The 16533-nt window shown below is 71.0% G+C and carries 16 protein-coding genes; 7 read left to right on the plus strand and 9 right to left on the minus strand.

The window, feature by feature from the left end; all coding sequences use genetic code 11:
- The first annotated feature begins 44 nt into the window (after positions 1–44).
- The 7 genes from RIC11_RS01190 (at position 45) to RIC11_RS01220 (ending at position 6486) form a co-directional block, all read left to right on the plus strand.
- On the plus strand, positions 45–506 hold the full coding sequence (locus RIC11_RS01190; protein WP_350207994.1) for a type IV pilus modification PilV family protein: 462 nt from the start codon (positions 45–47) through the stop codon (positions 504–506).
- Entirely contained in the window at positions 503–1021 is a 519-nt protein-coding gene (locus RIC11_RS01195) for a hypothetical protein (protein WP_350207995.1), read from the plus strand. Before RIC11_RS01190 ends, RIC11_RS01195 begins: the two co-directional genes overlap by 4 nt.
- Entirely contained in the window at positions 1018–1407 is a 390-nt protein-coding gene (locus RIC11_RS01200) for a hypothetical protein (RefSeq protein ID WP_350207996.1), read from the plus strand. Before RIC11_RS01195 ends, RIC11_RS01200 begins: the two co-directional genes overlap by 4 nt.
- 49 nt (positions 1408–1456) lie before the next feature.
- A complete protein-coding gene (locus RIC11_RS01205; protein ID WP_350207997.1) occupies positions 1457–3004 on the plus strand; it encodes a hypothetical protein in 1548 nt (515 codons plus the stop codon).
- Positions 3005–3167: 163 nt separating this feature from the next.
- Positions 3168–3629, plus strand: coding sequence for a hypothetical protein (locus tag RIC11_RS01210; protein WP_350207998.1), 462 nt, complete (start codon positions 3168–3170; stop codon positions 3627–3629).
- A gap of 38 nt (positions 3630–3667) precedes the next feature.
- Positions 3668–5821, plus strand: coding sequence for a secretin GspD/PilQ domain-containing protein (locus tag RIC11_RS01215; RefSeq protein ID WP_350207999.1), 2154 nt, complete (start codon positions 3668–3670; stop codon positions 5819–5821).
- Positions 5822–5970: 149 nt separating this feature from the next.
- Complete coding sequence (locus RIC11_RS01220; RefSeq protein ID WP_350208000.1) at positions 5971–6486, plus strand: hypothetical protein; 516 nt, start codon at positions 5971–5973, stop codon at positions 6484–6486.
- Positions 6487–6544: 58 nt separating this feature from the next.
- On the opposite strand, the gene RIC11_RS01225 is transcribed toward RIC11_RS01220, so the two are convergent.
- From RIC11_RS01225 to atpG, 9 genes are all read right to left on the minus strand, one after another.
- The gene (locus RIC11_RS01225; protein WP_350208001.1) at positions 6545–8218 is read right to left on the minus strand and encodes a hypothetical protein; all 1674 of its coding nucleotides are present in this window, start codon (positions 8216–8218) and stop codon (positions 6545–6547) included.
- Complete coding sequence (locus RIC11_RS01230; protein ID WP_350208129.1) at positions 8215–9189, minus strand: ABC transporter ATP-binding protein; 975 nt, start codon at positions 9187–9189, stop codon at positions 8215–8217. Before RIC11_RS01230 ends, RIC11_RS01225 begins: the two co-directional genes overlap by 4 nt.
- A gap of 104 nt (positions 9190–9293) precedes the next feature.
- Positions 9294–11558: a hypothetical protein gene (locus RIC11_RS01235; protein ID WP_350208002.1), complete on the minus strand. Its 2265-nt coding sequence runs from the start codon at positions 11556–11558 to the stop codon at positions 9294–9296.
- The gene (locus tag RIC11_RS01240) at positions 11555–11773 is read right to left on the minus strand and encodes a hypothetical protein (protein ID WP_350208003.1); all 219 of its coding nucleotides are present in this window, start codon (positions 11771–11773) and stop codon (positions 11555–11557) included. The genes RIC11_RS01235 and RIC11_RS01240 overlap by 4 nt, the downstream gene beginning before the upstream one ends.
- A 152-nt stretch (positions 11774–11925) precedes the next feature.
- Entirely contained in the window at positions 11926–12810 is an 885-nt protein-coding gene (pyrF, locus tag RIC11_RS01245) for an orotidine-5'-phosphate decarboxylase (RefSeq protein ID WP_350208004.1), read from the minus strand.
- A gap of 186 nt (positions 12811–12996) precedes the next feature.
- On the minus strand, positions 12997–13323 hold the full coding sequence (locus tag RIC11_RS01250) for a 50S ribosome-binding protein YggL (RefSeq protein WP_350208005.1): 327 nt from the start codon (positions 13321–13323) through the stop codon (positions 12997–12999).
- 178 nt (positions 13324–13501) lie between these two features.
- The gene (atpC, locus tag RIC11_RS01255) at positions 13502–13930 is read right to left on the minus strand and encodes an ATP synthase F1 subunit epsilon (RefSeq protein WP_350208006.1); all 429 of its coding nucleotides are present in this window, start codon (positions 13928–13930) and stop codon (positions 13502–13504) included.
- Positions 13931–14042: 112 nt separating this feature from the next.
- Positions 14043–15485: a F0F1 ATP synthase subunit beta gene (gene atpD / locus RIC11_RS01260; protein ID WP_350208007.1), complete on the minus strand. Its 1443-nt coding sequence runs from the start codon at positions 15483–15485 to the stop codon at positions 14043–14045.
- A 115-nt stretch (positions 15486–15600) separates the two neighbouring features.
- Entirely contained in the window at positions 15601–16482 is an 882-nt protein-coding gene (gene atpG, locus RIC11_RS01265; RefSeq protein WP_350208008.1) for an ATP synthase F1 subunit gamma, read from the minus strand.
- Between the last annotated feature and the right edge of the window lie 51 nt (positions 16483–16533).

Raw genomic sequence — 16533 nt, forward strand, 5'->3', positions numbered from 1 at the left:
CATCGCCACGCCGGCGGCGCGGCCGTGGCGAGCTACGTTTGGGCATGGCTAGCGATCCGTCCAAGAACGACCCGCCCCCCCGTGCCACCGCCGGGTACTCGCTTGTCGAGGTGGTCGCCGCGATCGCCTTGATGAGCGCGACCCTCGTGCCGGCGCTGAACTTCGTACGCGACGCGATGCGAGTCAGCGACGAGTGCGACCGCCGCCAGGTGCTCGCCCTCTACGCGGCGGCGCAGGTCGAGCAGCGGCTCGCGCTGATCGCCTCGGCGTGGTCGGCCGCTTCCGCGTCGGGCGACTACGCGGCCGATGGCCACCCCGACATCCGCTTCGAAACCGTCGCCGACGACTCGGCCGCCAGCGGCGGCGTCCCCGGCCTGCTGATGGGCGTCCGCTCGACGACCTACTTCGACGACGACGGCGACGACCTGCTCGACCCCTCCGAGATGCGCTGCGAGTACCGCACGAAACTCGGACGGTTCGCCACCTACGAGGCCCTCGCCAGATGAGCCCGACCGCGGCGACCCGACGCCGGCGCCGGGGCGTCACCTTGCTCGAGGTGACGCTCGCGCTGTCGATGTGCGCAGCGGTGATGACGTCGTCGTTCGTGGTGCTGCGGTCCAGCGGCGCCGCTTGGCGCGTCCACGACGCGGAGCTGCGGACCTCCGGCCAGGCCGCCGCGTTGCTGAGGCACCTGGTGCAGCACGTCCGGCAATGCCCGAGCGTGACCGCGGTTTCCGGGGCCGATGATCCCAGCGGCTCGCTCACCGTCCTCCGCGCCGACGGCGCCACGCTCACGTGGGACCACGCCGCCGCGGGCGTGACGCTGTCCCTCAACGGGGCGGCGCCGCAGCCATTGGCCGACGAGATCCAAACCCTCCGGTTCGAGGGGCTCGCCGCCGACGGCGCCACGCCCGCGGCCGACCCGAGCGAGGTCCGGCTGGTCCGCGCGAGCGCGACCGTCGCCCGCCCCTCCGGCGCCACACGAACGCTCTCGACCCATATCTGGCTCCGATCCTGGTGAACCCGACCGCCCGCCACCGCCGACCGAACCGAGCGCAGCGCGGCGGCGCTGCGCTGATGATGTGCCTGTTCTTCGTGGTCATGGTCAGCGGGTTCCTGCTGAACATCGTCCGCACCGAGACCCTCCAACTCGCGGCCACTCGCAACTCCATCGAGTACGAGCAGGCGTTGTACAGGGCGAACGCGGGCGTGCACCACGCGTGCGCGCAGCTGATGACCGACCCGTCGTGGCGCGGGTCGGTCAGCGAAGGCCTGCTGCCGCCTTCGGCCTCGCCCGCCGGTTACACGGCGACCGCCACGGACAACGCGGCGGGCCTGATCGTCATCACCTCGACCGGTTACCACGGTCGCGGCCAGCGCACGGTGGCCGCGACCGTCCAACCCTGATCGACCGATCCGCACGAGCCGACACGAGCCTCACTCCCCCAATCCAGCCATGGCTGCCCGACCCGCCCAAGACCGCCGCCAGAAAACCGACCGTCGGAATCACGCCGCGCGGCGGCGACACGCCGAACGCCGGCGCCTGTGCGTCGAACTCTGCCACTCGGACCTGCGCGTGGCGACGATCGTCGACAGCGACTCCGACGGACCGCCCCACCTATCGACGCGGACCGTGCCGTGGCGACGCGACGCGACCGACCTGTTCAGCGCGCGTGGGCGAGCGGAGCTGACCGCCGCGCTGAGCCGCGTCGTGGCGGAGGACCGCCTCGCGGGGTGCGCCGTGTCGTTCGCGATTAACGCCACGCTGTGCGTCAACCGCGACGCGTCCGGCGCGCTGGCCGAGGTCGAACAGCAGGTCGCCGCGCTGCGGGAACGGAGCCAGCTCTACCTTGCGCTCGGGCCGGGGCCAAAAACCGCCGCGGTGGCGCGCAAGGCGATCGACGCACGCCACGAGCACGCGCTGGTGACCGTCACCAACCAGCAGACGCTCGACCTGCTCGTCGACGCGGCCGATGCGGCCGGGCTGGTGGTCGACGTCGTCGAGTCGGCGCTGGTGGCCCTCAGCCGGCTCCAGGGGCGCCTCGAGCCCGGCAACGAGGAGGCCGTCCTCTTCGCACAGATCGACGAAGAGCGTTTCGAGCTCGGCGTCAGCCAAGCGGGCCGTTTGCTGATGGAGTACCGCCCGGCGCGCGACGCCACCACGGCCGACCTGGGGTCGATCCTCGACGACCACCACGACCGGCTCACCCGGTTTTGCAACCGCCAAGCCGGATCCAAGGCCGTGTCGCTCCGCCGCATGTGGCTCGTCGGCGACACGCCACACATCCAGTCCGCCAACACCACGACCAAGCACCGGCTCGACGCGTCGCCGCCGCCGCTAGAGGGCGTCGAGCAGCTGTGGGCCTTCGACGGCCCCACGCCCGCGCCGATGATGGCGGCCGCCCTCGGCCTCGCCCTCCGGGGGCGCGTGGAAGAGGCCGGCGTGAGCCCCAACCTGATGGACGAGGTCCACGCCCGAGCCAAGGCGCCGCTGCGCCCGGTGTTGGTCCGCTCGGCGGCGCCGATCGCCGCTTCGCTGCTGCTGGCGGCGGGGCTGTGGGCCGTGAACATCGAAGAGGGGATCCGGCTCTCCGCGCTGCGGTCGCAAGTCGACGCCATCCGCCCCGAGTTGCTCCGCGGAAAGCGGATCACGAGCCAGATCGCCGACGCGGCCACCGAATCGACCCACCTGGGGCGGCTGGCCGAGCTGGCCACCCACCGCCCGCTGGAGCCACTAGTCCGGTACTTGGGGGCACACTTCTCGCCGGAAGTCTGGGTCCGCGGCTTCCGGCTGACTGACCAGAACGTGCTGTCATTGACCGGCACGAGCCTCACCGAGACGGGCGTCTACGACACGGTCCGCCGGCTGGAAGAAGCCCCCGACCTCACCGAGGTGGCCCTCCGCGGCAGCGGCTCCGAGCAGACCCCCTTCGGGCCGGCCACCACCTTCGAGATCGATATGCAGCTCACAACAGCCGACCAGCCGGAGCCGACCGATGGTTAGAGAACTCGCCGAGAGATTCGCCGGCAGCCGGCGCCGTTGGCTAATCGTTACAGCCGTTACCCTCGCGATCGCCCTCGCGACCAGCCTGCCGCAGGTCGATCACTTGCTTGCGGAGCGATCCGAACGAGCGGCACTAGTGGCACAGCTAGCGAATGCGGAAAAGATGGCCGCGAAGCTGCCGGAGTACGAGGGCCGCTTGCAAGAGGAGACCCAGCGCCTGGGTCAGCTGCGCCTGCGGCAGGTCGACGAGCAGTCGGTGACCGACTTGCGGAGCTGGCTGGTCAACGCCGCCCGCCAGGCCGGGTGCCAGGTGCGTCGTATCGATCTGGCCAACCCCGCCAGCCGCCCCTGGCTCGTCGACGACCACCCGTTGGAGAACCCGAGCAAGCAACAAGCGCAGGAGAAGGGCGTGAGCCCGTTCGTGCTCCAGACGCGAGCGGTCACGTTCTCGGTCACCGGATCGGCGCCGGAGGTCTTCGCGCTGCTGAAAGCCATCGACTCGGACGCCCGCCTGATGCACACCCAGAGCCTCGACCTGCGTCCCACGGGCCGCGACGCGAGCGACTTGCAACTCGACCTTGGGTTGCAGTACTTCGCGCTGGTGCGACAGAAGTCGGCGGCTTAGACGCGAGCTGAGAATCGAAGCACGGTCAAGGACGACCCATGCCGCAAACCATCCCGCTCCGCCGCCGCGCCGCCGCGCTGCTGGCCGCCGCGACGCTCTTGCTGGGCGCCGTGGGCGGGGCCGCGCCGCCGGCGGCCGCCGAGCGCGAAGGCTCGGTGATGAAGTCGTTGGAGCGGCCGGGCGACCTCACCCTGCGCGACGCCACGCTCGAGAGCGCGCTGTTCACCATCAGCGAGCTCTGGGGCATCAACATCGTCGCGGCCAAGGCCGAAGGGTCCGTCAACGGCGTGTTCAAGGACGCGCCGCTCCGGGAGATCCTCGACTCGATCCTCCTTTCCAACGGCTACGCGTACCGCACGGTGGGCGACAGCCTGGTCGTCAGCCGGCTGCAAGACCTGGGCCAGGTCAACCCTTACTTCGTCACCCAAACGCTGTCGGTCGGCGCCGCCGACGTCGACGAAGCGGTCGAGGCGGCCCGCCTGCTGAGCACCCCCGCCGGCCAGGTCCGCGCGCTGCCGTCGGCCGGCGCTCTGCTGGTCGTCGACTTCCCCGACCGGGTCGACAAGATCCGCGACCTGGTGCGACAGCTGGACAGCGCGTCGCGCGGCGTCGGGCCCGTCGGCGGAGGCGGCGTGCCGACCGGGCCCCGGCGGCTGGAGGTCCGGTACTTCCGCACGCACTTCGTCGAGGCGGCCAAGGCCGCCGCCGCGCTCGAGGTGGTCCTCAGCGAGGTCGGCCGCGCCGCCACGGTCGAAGACGAGGACCGCCTGCTGGTCGTCGACTACGCCGAGCACGTGGAGATGGCCAGCGCCGTCCTCGCCCGCATCGACCGCCCCCGGCCCCAGGTCAACATCAAGGCGCTGATCTACGACATCAGCCTCAGCGACCTGGAAGAGATCGGCGTCAACTGGGACGGCATCACCAACGGCTCGATCACCGACGGCGGCGCCACCGGCCAGAACTCCGGCCTCCGCTTCCTCACCCAGACCGCCGCCCCCCTCGACCCAACCGGCTCCGGCGGCGCGTTCACGTTCTACAGCCTCGAGGGCGACCTCGACCTGCGCGCGCTCGTCGTCGCGCTGCAACAGGCGGAAGACTCGCGGCTGTTAGCCGACCCGAACGTCACGGTGATGGACAACGAACCGGCGAACATCGAGAGCATCTCGGAGATCCCGTTCCAGCAGCTCACCCAAACGGCGGCCGGCGGAAACATCGGCACCACCGCGTTCAAGCCGGTCGGCATCAAGCTAGACGTCGTCCCGAAGATCGCCAACGACCGCACGATCGACCTGAAGGTCGTCCCCGAGTTCAGCCGCCTGTCCGGCTTCACGCCCGGCGACAACCAGCCGATCATCGAGACCCGCCGCGCGACCACGCGCGTCCGCGTACGCGACCGCCAGACGATCGTCATCGCGGGGCTGCGGCAACGCGTCGACGTGGGCGACTTCAACGGCATCCCGTTGCTCAAGGACGTCCGCTTCTTCGGCCACCTGTTCCGCTCGCGCAGCACCGAGATCAACGAGACCGAGCTGGTGGTGTTCCTCACCCCGCAGATCGTCGGCTACAGCGACCCGCTCGGCTGCCGCGACCGGCGAACGGCCGACACGATCAATAGCCGCCTCGACTTTATCCCGGCCGCCGAGGGGGCGCCGCCGTGCCGCGAGTGCGGTTTGGAAGGGGGATGCCTCTGCGAGGCCGCCGTGGTCGTCGACGCGACGTCGCTCGGCGCGCCCACACCAGCCACCCCCGACGAGGCCCCGGTCGACGCGCCTGCGGATTCGTGGCACGCGCCGGCGCCCGCGGGCCGCGGCCCGGCGTTCGCGCCCGCCCCCGCGCCGCCGGCCGACGGCGCCCCCAGCCCCGAGGCCCTCCCCCCCACACAGGAAGCGGGGCCTGGGCTCGAAGAGATCCCGCCGCTACCGCCGGGCCAGCCGCTCGGCTCCCGCCGCCCCGATGCGGCCGGCCAGCCCGCCCCCCGAGTGGCCGCGGCTCCGCCGGCGCCCGATCCGATGCGTGTCGCCTACGACGCGCGGTACCGCTCCACCGGCGGCGTGTACCCCGGCCAGCAACGCCTGTTCGACCGCCCGCCCAGGCCCGGCGAAGCCGACAGCCGCCAAGCGACGCCCGCCGGTGAGGGTCGGCCCGTCGAAGAGGCCCCGGCGCGTACCGGCTGGTGGGAGTTCTGGCGCTGAGGCGCCCCCCGCGCGGTGCGGGCGGCGCCCGTCCGGAGGGTCGCAGCGGTTTTTCGTGCGCGGCGCGGGGCACACCAGGTGATAGCGAGCTACGGTTGGGTGAACCCCCCTGCCGACCGAACCGCCTCGCGCTCGTGACCCAGTCAAGATTGAGCCACCCGACGGCTTTCACCCGCTGGACGCTAGCCGCCTGTTGCACGCCGGCCGCGGTCGCTGTGCTCGGGTGCGGCGGCGCCGCGAGCCCAGCCAACAGCGGCCCCACGCCGATCGACGCCGCCGCCGCTAAAGCCCGCGCAGCGACCGCCGCGGTCGCCCAGGTCGTCGAGGCGGGCCCCGCCGAGCGAGGCCGCGGCGGCCAGGCCGCCAACTCGCAACCGAACCGCACACCGGACTACGCCCCGCCCTTCCCGGAACGCGTCAACCCGTTCGAGCCCCCGAAGCAGTCGGCGCGGACCGCGCAACTCGCGCAGGGGGGCGCCTCCGACAGCGTGGTGCTGCTGGGGTTCGCCGAGGTCGACGAGCCCCGCGTGCTGCTCGCGATCAACGGCGCCGTGAAACCCCTCTCGTCGGGCGAAGAAGCGGCCGGCATCCGCGTGCTCTCGATCGCCCCGCCGCGAGCCGTGCTGCAGCGAGGCCGCACCCGCTGGACCGCGTCGATCGAATAGCCGCTTCCCGCTTCCCGATTCCCGCTTCGCTACCCTCGTTCCGCGTCGCTCCCCTGCCTCACTGCCCCGCTGCTTCGCCCGCCGACCGCGGGCGGTCGCCCCACGGGTTGGTGGGCGCCGCTTCTGGCGGCGGCTGTTGCTCCAGCTCGTCCTGGACGACGCGACGCGGCTTGCCGACTCGCAACTGCCGCGCCTCGCGGCCGGCGAGCGTGAGGTTCACCAAGCCGATCGCTAGCGCGGCCGCGCCGACGGTGACCAGCAGCGTCAAGCCGCGGTCCAGCCCGATGGCGCCCTCCTCCAACGCCGACAGGTTCCACGTGGGGCTCATCGCGTTGAGCCACACGAGGTTCTCGACTCGCACGCGGTCGGTGAGCGTGTCGACCACATACGGCAGGCCGGACCCGGCCAGCGCGATCAGCACCTGGATCAGGAAGCACCCCAAGAGCGACACCTCGGTGACCTTGCGTAGGGCCGTGACGACCAGCCGCCCCAAGCCGAGGTAAGCCACGATGTACGACACGAGCAGCCCGACAGAGACCGCCAGCTCGGTCGCCGCGCCGCCGGCCGCCCTGGGGTCGAGCCAGCCCGCCAGCACGGTCAACACCGCGACGGCGGCCAGGTTCGCGACGGTGAACACGTAGCCCGACCCGCCGCCGGGCTGCAGCCAAGAGCCCAGCGCCCTCCCCAGCAGGCTCTGCGGCAGGCTCCGCCGGACCCGGTGGCTGAGCGTCGGCTGCTCACCGCACAACGCCGCGCCGGCCGCGAACCAGTACGCGGCCGCGACGAAGAACGCGCCCCGCAGCCCGGAAAACGGCATTCCGACCGCGACGCCGCCGGCGACCCACGCGACGAACACCGTCTGCTGGGCCAGCAGCGCCAGGCGGAGGGGCGTCGAGCGGTTGGCGGACGAGAACGTCGTCAGCGACACCGCGGCCGCGTACACCAGCGCCAGCGTCGTCGCGTAGAGCGACAGGACCACCGCGGTGACCGCCCAGTACACCGGGCCGCGGAAGTCGAGCGTGTCGTAGCGCAGCAGCTCCCACGCCCAAGCCAGCATCGCCCACAGCGCCATAAAGAGCCCGCCGGCGAGCGCGACCGACATCACGACTTGGGCGTACTTCTGCCGCGTGCCGGCGGCCACCAGCAGGCCGACCGCCGAGAGCCCCACCGAGGCCAGCACCGCGCCGGCCAGCAGCACGCCGATCTGCAGCAGGCTCACCCCGCGCAACAAGTAGGTGAACGCGATGCACGGCGCAAGGGCCGAGCCGTAGATCAGCGTCTGCAACGCCGCGCTGCCGAGCTTGCCGTTGATCACCTGCCGCGGGGTGAGCGTCGAGACCTCGATCAGGTCGCGGGTGTTCTCTTCGTGCTCCGCGGCGAGCGAGCGGTAGGCCGAGAAGGGCGTCACCACGACGAGCGGCACACAGAGGATCACGTAGTACACCTTGAGCAGGTAGCCGCCGGCCGACACGTAGTAGATGCTCGGCCCGATCACGGCGACCGCCGCGATCGTCGCGACCCACGAAGCGACCAGCAGCAACACGAACCACAGCACGAACTGCCGGCTCTTCAGCGCCTGGCGGGTCTCCTTGACCAGGATCGGGTTGACGCGGTCGCCCAACGACTCCAAGAGCCGCGCGGGCGTCCCCGGGAGCTGCGATCCGCGGTCGTCAACGCCCCGCGCGCCGGCGGGGCGACCCGCGGCACGGGGCGTAGCGGCGGCGTGGCTCACTGGATGCGCCCCTTCGTGACGTGCAGGAAGACGTCCTCGAGCGACTTGCCGCGCGACGTGAACTCGGTCACCGCGAAGCCCGCGCCGACGAGCTCGGCGAGCAGCCCCGCGAGCGACGCCTCGCGTTGGTCGTGCTCGCACAGCAGCGTGAAGGTGATCCCCTCCTTGGTGACCGCCGGCTGCTCCACGTGCTGGTGCGCAACGAGCCAGGCACGGGCCGACTCCGCGCCGCGCTCGCCGCCCGGGTCGGCCACACGCACCCGCACACGGATGGCTTCTTCGGCGTGGCCGCTGATCTCGTCGACCGTGCCCACCGCGATCAGCTCCCCGTGCTCGATGATCGCCACCCGGTCGCAGATCTCCGCCAACTCGGTGAGGATGTGCGAGCTGATCAGCACCGCTTTGCCGAGGTCCGCCAGGCGCGAGATCATCTCGCGCAGCTCGATCCGCGCCCTCGGGTCGAGGCCGGCGGCCGGCTCGTCGAGCACCATGACTGACGGGTCGTGGATCATCGTCCGGCCCAAGCACAGCCGCTGCTTCATGCCCTTCGAGAGCCCGTCGATCGGCTTGCGGGCGAGGTCGTCGAGGCCCGTGAAGTCCATCGTGTACTGGATCGCGCGGCGCCGCTCCTCGGCGTGCAGGCCGTACGCCCGCGCGAAGAAATCGAGGTACTCCCACACGTTCACGTTCTGGTACGTGCCGAAGTAATCGGGCATGAAGCCGAGCCTGGCTCGCACGCGGTCCGGGTCGTCGATCACGCTGAAGCCGTCGACCAACGCGTCGCCGGCCGAGGGCTCGTCGAGCGTCGAGAGGATCCGCATGCTGGTAGTCTTCCCCGCGCCGTTCGGGCCGATGTAGCCGAACACCTCGCCCGGCTCGACCCGGAACGACACGTTGTTGACCGCGTGGGTCGGCCCGAACCAGCGGTGCACGCCGCGCAGCTCGATCGGGGGGCCGGTAGAGGCCTTCACCGTGCGGAGCGGCCGGCCGGAGGCGGCCCTCGGCCCGTCGCCCGCGGCGGGGGCGGCGGGCGTGGGTGGGGCGGGCGGGTTGGCGGCGGCGTCGGGCACGGCTTCTACCACCTCCCCGCGACCACGTGGAAGCTGCCCACCTCCTCGACGCCGGGCCAGCCGAGCGGCGTCTCGACCGCTTCGGGAGCGACCGCCACGTACGACCGGGGCGGCAGGTCGAGCGCGCGGCCGCCGTCCAGACCGACCAGCGCGGCGATCTGTGCGTTCAGCAGGTTGTCGCTGAGCGAGTAGGTCGACATCTCTTGCTGCGTGCGCCGGATGTCGCGCGACGCGCCGAGCATCTCGAGCGTCTCCTCGACGGACTTGCCCGCGCCGATCGGGTAGGTCGGCGTGTTCGCGACGGTCTGGGTGCGGAGCAAACCGACCGCGTCGAGCCGCTCGAGCGGCTCCAGCGCGACGCGCTCCCCCTCGGCAAGGTCCGTTGCGTGGCGCCACTGGCCGTCGTCGCCGAGCACCAGCAGCAACGACACCGGCGCGCCGAGCCGGTTGGTCGCTCGCCAGCCGCCGGCGCCCTCGGCGAAGTCGATCCGCGCCGGGCTGATCCGGCTACGCACCAGAAGGTGCTGGGTCGCGGTGCGCGCGGGCAACCACCCGCTGCTGAGCGCCTGCCAGCCGCCGCCGGGCGTTTCGCTCCCGGCGGACCAGGCCATCACACGCTGCGCGTCTTCCGCGGCGATAGCCGATTCCCACGCCGGCCGGATCGGGATCACCGCCGTGTCGGCCGGCATCCGCGCCGGCGCGTCGGGCGTGGTCGCGACGAAGTGCGACACGCGGCTCCAGCTCGCCGCCTCGCCGGTGGCCTGGTCGATGAGCGTGACGCTGCGGACCCGCGCCTTCACGCCGAAGCCGTCGGCCACCGACGCGTAGCCCACCAGGGCGAGCGTCACCGCGGCCGCGGCGGCCGGCGTGGTCAGCACCAGCAGGTGCAGCTGCTGGCGGCGCCACAGCAGCCAGTAGTTCAGCGGGCCGATCGCCAACACGAACAGGGTGATCAGCACCTGGAACGCGCCGACCGGCGCGACGCCGACTCCCTCGACCAACAGGTTGCCGAACGACGGGCTACGCTCGCCCGGCGCGACCCCGTGTCGGGCCGACCAGCCCCGGTCGGCCCACTGACGCATCACCGAGCGGACCGCGTCGCCCGGCGCGGCGCCCGGCGCGTCGAGCGGCGCGCCGGCGAACGCCGCCACCACGCCGAATCCCGCATCACGCTGCGCGTACCAGCCCCGCGTCGTGCTCCGCTGGGAAAGTGCCTCGCCGACCGCCGCCAACACCCCCTCCTCCCGCGCCCTCTCGGCCAGGCGCTCGGCTTCCTCTCGCGCGTTGCGAGAGCGTCGAGCGATCGCCGGGTAGTACCAGCCGGCCGCGCCGTCGATCGGCTCACCGAGTTCCCGCCCACGCAGCGGCTGATCGTCGGGAGCGTTGCCCTGCGCGTCGGTCGCGGGGGGAGCGGCCGCCGCCGGCGGCTCGGCGTCGGAGTCTTCGGGCCGACGCTCGGCGAACCGCCACCGCCGTAGCCGCAGCGCCTCGTCGATCTGGGAAAGCCGCTCGGGCGTTTCTTCGACCCCCTCGATCCACAGCGTGCCGCCCGCCACGATCCAGCTCCGCAGGGCCGCCAGCCGCTCCGGGTGCGACTCCTTCAGCCCCTCGAGCACCGGCGCGTCGACCACCACGACATCGGCCGACGTGTAGTCGAGCCAGTCGGCGGGCGCCGGCGAGTAGGCGTCGTCGATCATCGTGCCGCGGTAGGAGCTGACGACCTTCGTCTGCCCCTTGCGGGCGTCGGCCATCGGCAAGCCGACGTCCGCGTCGATACGCAGCAGCCGCAGCGCGACGGGCTGGCCGCCCTGCGCGAGAACCACCGCCCTCTGGGGGTCGAGCGACAGCGACTGGTCCGCCGAACCATTGACCCGGGCGTCCCACCAGACGGCGATCCACTCGTTAAGGCCGGGCACACGCACGACGCCGCTCACGGACGTGGCGCCCGCCTTCAAGAGCAACGACTGGCGCACCGTGAGGCCGATGTCGCCGCCGCGTTGGTTGGGCTTTGGGAACTTCAACTCGAGCTCGACGACGCGGTCCGACGACGAGGCCGCTTGCGCTTCGATCTCGACCGCAACAGGGCGGTAGCCGCCGCTGTCGAACCAGCGGGCGTCGATCGTGAGGGCCAGCCCGTTGCGCGGCGAGTAGACCGGCGCGCCGCCGGCGGCGGGCGTCGGCAAACGGACGACCGCGCCGCCGTAGCCGGAGGCATCGGCCTGGCTCAGCGCCGCCGCGAGGGCGACGAGCGCGACGACGAGCGGCCTCATTGGTCGCTCCTGGCTGCGCCGGAGCGGCTGAGGGCGAGCGCGAGGCCGAACGCGATGGCCTGCAACAGCAACGACAAGGCGAGCGACCCGAGCGCCACAGAGATCCCGATCCCCCAAGCGTGGCCCAGCACCGCCTCGCGGAGCACGATCGCGATGAGCGACCCGAGCGCAAGGCCGAGGATCCAAGAGCGGAGTGTGAACCGGGGCAGCAGCATGCCTAGATTGTCACCGCCACGGCGGCGGCGGCAAGCGTCGGGGGAGGCTTGAGGCTTGAGGCTTGAGGCTTGAGGCGGCAGGCCTGAGGGTTGCGCTAGCCGACCCCTTTTCACGCCTCACGCCTCAAGCCTCAAGCCTCAAGCCTCGCGCCTCACAGCCCTGACGCCTCGCCCAGTTCGGCCGCCGCTTCCTCCGCGGCGGCTCGCACGGCGTCTTGCCAGTCGCCGCCGCGCTTCTCGTGGGCGAAGATCACGCCGCGTGAGCTGTTCACCACCGCGCCGAGTCCGCCGTCGGCGAAGCCGCCGGCCACATCGGCCGCCGTGCCCCCCTGGGCGCCGTAGCCCGGGATCAGGAACCACGTGTGCGGCATCGCCGCGCGGAGGTGGGCGAGCTGCTCCGGATAGGTCGCGCCGACGACCGCGCCGGCCACGCCGTAGCCGTGCTCGCCCGGCGCGGCCGCGTTGAGCGACTCGATGTGCTCGCCCACCCGGCGGAATAGCGGCTGTCCGTCGGAGACCCGATCTTGAAAAAGCCCGCCGCCGGGGTTGGAGGTCTTGACCAGCACGAAAAGGCCGGCGTCGCGCTCGGCGGCGACCTTGGTGAACGGCTCGAGCGAGTCGTCGCCCAAGTAGGGGCTGACGGTCAGCGCGTCGGCCTTCCAAGGGCTCTGGTCGCCGAGCCAGCCATCGGCGTACGCCTGGGCCGTGCTGCCGATGTCGTTCCGCTTGCCGTCGACACAGACCAAGAGGCCCGCCCCCCGCGCGTGCTCGATCACCGCCCCGAGGGCCGCCATGCCGGCCGGCCCGAGCTGCTCGAAGAAGGCGGCCTGCGGCTTCACGATCGGCGTGAAGTCGGCGACCGCATCGATCACGCCGCAGCAGAACAAGCGGTAAGCGTCGGCCGCCTCAACGAGCGTCGCCCCGCCGGCGGGCCGCACCGGGTCGGGAAGCTGAGCAAGCCGCGGGTCGAGCCCGACCATCAGCGGGCTGCGTTTCTCGAGCACCGCGGCGGCGAGGCGGTCGGTGAATGTCGGCATAACGGACGAACCACAAAGGCACTAAGGACACAAAGGAAAGCGCGCACCTCCGAACGTCGATCCCGGGTAGCCCCGACTATCGCGAGGATTCCGCTCAAATTACGAGCGATCGGCGCCGAGCGATTGTCAGGGGGCGACGCCGCCTAGGTAAAGCCGGCCCACGGAAGCAAACTCCGCCTGAGTCGCTCAGTCGTCCCACCCGTACCAGCTGTCGCGGAGGGGACCGGCTTCGACCCCAGCGACTAGCGGCTGCGACCGCAGCCAATCGGCCACGGCGTCGCGATCTTCATCTGTCGCGGAGCCACGATGGGGGCCTTGCACGACGCCTCGCAGCCCGTCTGGACAGCAGCCACCGCCGAACTGCAAGTCGCGGCTCTCGATCAAGTCGATAAAATCGTTGAGCAGCGTCTCGGCTTCGGCAGCGGACACGTTCGGTTTGAAAGCCACGTTCAGCTCGAAGCAATCTTCGCGGAACTCGCCAACGCGGAGCTCCTTGCGGAGGCGTTTCTTCATTGCGGTGGGCTCAACGCGGTTGACCTGTTGCCGCTTCGCGGCCCCGACTGTCGTTCGGTCTTGCCGCCAATGCTCGCTGCGCGGCTCGCTCACAACTGTCGCGCGTACTCAAAGGAAAAGACCCGCCGGAAGAAATCTTCCGTCGTGCCCTTCGTGCCTTCGTGGTTCGTTGCCGAGCCTACTGCGTGCGCCGCGCCAGCCGCAGCTGCGCCCGGGCCTGGTCGATCGACTTTTGGCGGGCGGAGAGGGCCTCGTCGCCGGGGGCGGCCAGGCCGATCGCCTTCTTGAGGGCCTCGTCGGCCGAGACGAAGTCGATCTCGCCGATCTCCATCGAGCGGTTGGTCATCACGTTGACCGCGTTGTCGGCAACCTGCACGAAGCCGCCGTCGACGTAGTACGAGTCGGTCTCGCCGTCGACCGTCAGCCGCATCTCGCCGAAGCCGAGCCGCCCGATCATCGGCGCGTGCCCGCGGAGGATGCCGACCTCGCCGTCGAACAGCGGCAGCACCACCTGCGACGCGGTCGTCTCGACGACGGTCTGCTCGGGCGTGACGACCGTCACGGTGAGGCCGGAGGCCGGGGGCCGGGGGCTAGAGGGTTCGGCCATCAGATTTCACCAGTTCGGTTGAGGCGCATTCGCCGCGAAGCTCTTCGAGTCGCGGGACGCCGGCCGGCCCTCCGGCCTACAGCCTCCCGCCCACAGCCCGTGACGCGAAGCGTCACTTCTTCTGGCTCTTCTTCCACTGCTCCTCGGCCTGCTCGATCGGGCCCACGTACATGAACGCGCCCTCGGGCAGGTGGTCCCACTTGCCGTCGTAGATCTCGTTGAAGCTGCGGATCGTGTCGGCGATCGACGTGAACTCGCCCGGCTTCCCGGTGAAGACCTCGGCCACGTAGAACGGCTGCGACAGGAACCGCTCCATCCGCCGCGCGCGGTGCACGACCTGCTTGTCGTCTTCGGACAGCTCGTCGACGCCGAGGATCGCGATGATGTCTTGCAGCTCGCGGTAACGCTGCAGCGTGGTTTGCACTCGGCGGGCGCAGTCGTAGTGCTCCTTGCCCACATACTGTGGGTCGAGGATCCGCGAGGAGGACGCCAGCGGGTCGACCGCCGGGTAGATGCCCTTCTCGGAGATCGACCGCTCCAGGTACAGGAACGCGTCGAGCTGGCCGAACGCGGTGGCCGGCGCGGGGTCGGTCGGGTCGTCCGCCGGCACGTACACGGCCTGCACCGAGGTGATGGCGCCGTTCTTCGTCGACGCGATCCGCTCTTGCAGCGCGCCCATCTCGCTCGCGAGGGTCGGCTGGTAACCCACGGCCGAGGGCATCCGGCCCAGCAGCGCGGAGACCTCCGAGCCGGCCTGCGAGAAGCGGAAGATGTTGTCGACGAACAGCAGCGTGTCGGCGCCCGTCTTGTCGCGGAAGTACTCGGCCATCGTCAGGGCCGACAGCGCCACCCGCAGACGCGAGCCCGGCGGCTCGTTCATCTGGCCGAAGACCATGCAGGTCTGGTCGATGACGCTCTTGCCGGTGTCGCCGATCTTGGCCTCCTGCATCTCGAGCCACAGGTCGGTCCCCTCGCGGGTCCGCTCGCCCACGCCGGCGAACACCGAGTAGCCGCCGTGCTGCGTGGCGATCCGCGCGATCAGCTCGGTGAGGATGACCGTCTTGCCGAGGCCGGCGCCGCCGAACAGGCCCGCCTTGCCGCCGCGGACGAACGGGGTCAGCAGGTCGATCACCTTGATGCCGGTCTCGAAGAGCTGCGTGTCGGTCGCCAGGTCGGCCAACAGAGGGGCGTCGCGGTGGATGGGCCACCGCTCCTCGGCGTTGACAGGGCCGCGGCCGTCGATGGGATCGCCCGTGACGTTGAACACCCGGCCGAGCGTGGCCTCGCCGACGGGCACCGAAACCGGGCCGCCCGTGTCGACGACCTCCTGCCCGCGGATCAGGCCGTCGGTCGACCCCAGCGCCACGCACCGCACCCGCCCGCCGCCGAGCTGCTGCTGCACCTCGCCGGTGAGGTCGATCTTCACGCCCTTGTGCTCCGAGTCGATCTTCACGGCGTTGTAGATCGCCGGGAGCTGGCCCTCGGGGAACTCGACGTCGAACGTCGAGCCGATGACCTGGGTGATGCGGCCGATGTTTTGCGTGGCGACAGACATGATTGAGGCGCTGGGCGCTAGTTGTTAGGCGCTAGTGTTTGCTAGCGATCGGTGGCTGGTTGTTCGGACTCGGTTCGGTAGCAGTGCCTAGCGCCTAGCGCCTAGCGCCTGCCACCTAGCTAATAGCGTTCACGCCGCCGATGAGGTCCATCAACTCGTTCGTGATGCGGCCTTGGCGGGCGCGGTTGTACTGCATGCTGAGCGACTTGATCAGATCGTCGGCGTTCTCCGTGGCGGCCTTCATCGCGACGCGGCGGGCGATCTGCTCGCTGACGGCCGAGTCGAGGAAGCACTTGAAGAGCTTCACCTTGAAGCTCGTCGGCACGACCTCCTCGAGGATGCTCTCGGGCGACGGCAGGAACTCGTAGGGCGAGCCCCCCTCGCCGGCGGAGGCCATCTCCTCGTCAGCCGTGATCGCGCCCAGCGGCAGCAGCGTCTCGACGGTGACCTGTTGCCGCGCGGGGTTGACGAACCGGGTGTAGACCACGTCCAGGCGGTCGAGCTTGCCGGCGGTGTACTCCTCGAGGTAGCGCGACGCGATCGCGTCGACCTCGTCGAAACGCGGCTTGTCCTCGAAGTGGGTGAACTCCCGGTCCACGTCCAGCCCGCGGTACCGCATGCCCCCGATGCCCCGCTTGCCGGCCACCTCCAGCCGGCACTGGCCGGCCTCGCCCTCCAGGGTGTCCCACTGCCGCAGGCCCGCGCGGACCAGGTTGCCGTTGAAGCCGCCGCACAAGCCGCGGTTGGCGGTCAGCACCAGCAGCGTGGCGTTCTCGGTCTTGTCCCGCTTGTCTAGCAGCGGGTGGGTGACCTCCAGCCCGGTCTGCATCAGGTCGGCGACCAGCCGGGTGATCCGGTCGGTGTAGGCGGTCGCCGCGCTGGCGCGGTCCATCGCCTTTTTGAACCGCGCGGTCGCGATCAATTCCATCGTCCGCGTGATCTTGCGGATGTTCTTGACCGACTTGCGGCGCTTGTCGAGTTGGCGAGGATTGGCCATGAGAGAGGCGCTAGTTGCGAGGCGCTAGTTGTTGCCGTTGGTCCGTCGGGG

This window comes from Botrimarina sp., assembly GCF_040219535.1.
Taxonomy (GTDB): Bacteria; Planctomycetota; Planctomycetia; order Pirellulales; family Lacipirellulaceae; genus Botrimarina.

What these genes read in the sequence shown, in the direction of transcription:
- RIC11_RS01190 (WP_350207994.1), top strand. Translation starts at nt 45, where the DNA reads ATGGCTAGCGATCCGTCCAAGAACGACCCGCCCCCCCGTGCCACCGCC.
- RIC11_RS01195 (WP_350207995.1), top strand. Translation starts at nt 503, where the DNA reads ATGAGCCCGACCGCGGCGACCCGACGCCGGCGCCGGGGCGTCACCTTG.
- RIC11_RS01205 (WP_350207997.1), top strand. Translation starts at nt 1,457, where the DNA reads ATGGCTGCCCGACCCGCCCAAGACCGCCGCCAGAAAACCGACCGTCGG.
- RIC11_RS01210 (WP_350207998.1), top strand. Translation starts at nt 3,168, where the DNA reads ATGGCCGCGAAGCTGCCGGAGTACGAGGGCCGCTTGCAAGAGGAGACC.
- RIC11_RS01215 (WP_350207999.1), top strand. Translation starts at nt 3,668, where the DNA reads ATGCCGCAAACCATCCCGCTCCGCCGCCGCGCCGCCGCGCTGCTGGCC.
- RIC11_RS01235 (WP_350208002.1), bottom strand. Translation starts at nt 11,558, where the DNA reads ATGAGGCCGCTCGTCGTCGCGCTCGTCGCCCTCGCGGCGGCGCTGAGC.
- RIC11_RS01240 (WP_350208003.1), bottom strand. Translation starts at nt 11,773, where the DNA reads ATGCTGCTGCCCCGGTTCACACTCCGCTCTTGGATCCTCGGCCTTGCG.
- pyrF (WP_350208004.1), bottom strand. Translation starts at nt 12,810, where the DNA reads ATGCCGACATTCACCGACCGCCTCGCCGCCGCGGTGCTCGAGAAACGC.
- RIC11_RS01250 (WP_350208005.1), bottom strand. Translation starts at nt 13,323, where the DNA reads ATGAAGAAACGCCTCCGCAAGGAGCTCCGCGTTGGCGAGTTCCGCGAA.
- atpC (WP_350208006.1), bottom strand. Translation starts at nt 13,930, where the DNA reads ATGGCCGAACCCTCTAGCCCCCGGCCCCCGGCCTCCGGCCTCACCGTG.
- atpD (WP_350208007.1), bottom strand. Translation starts at nt 15,485, where the DNA reads ATGTCTGTCGCCACGCAAAACATCGGCCGCATCACCCAGGTCATCGGC.
- atpG (WP_350208008.1), bottom strand. Translation starts at nt 16,482, where the DNA reads ATGGCCAATCCTCGCCAACTCGACAAGCGCCGCAAGTCGGTCAAGAAC.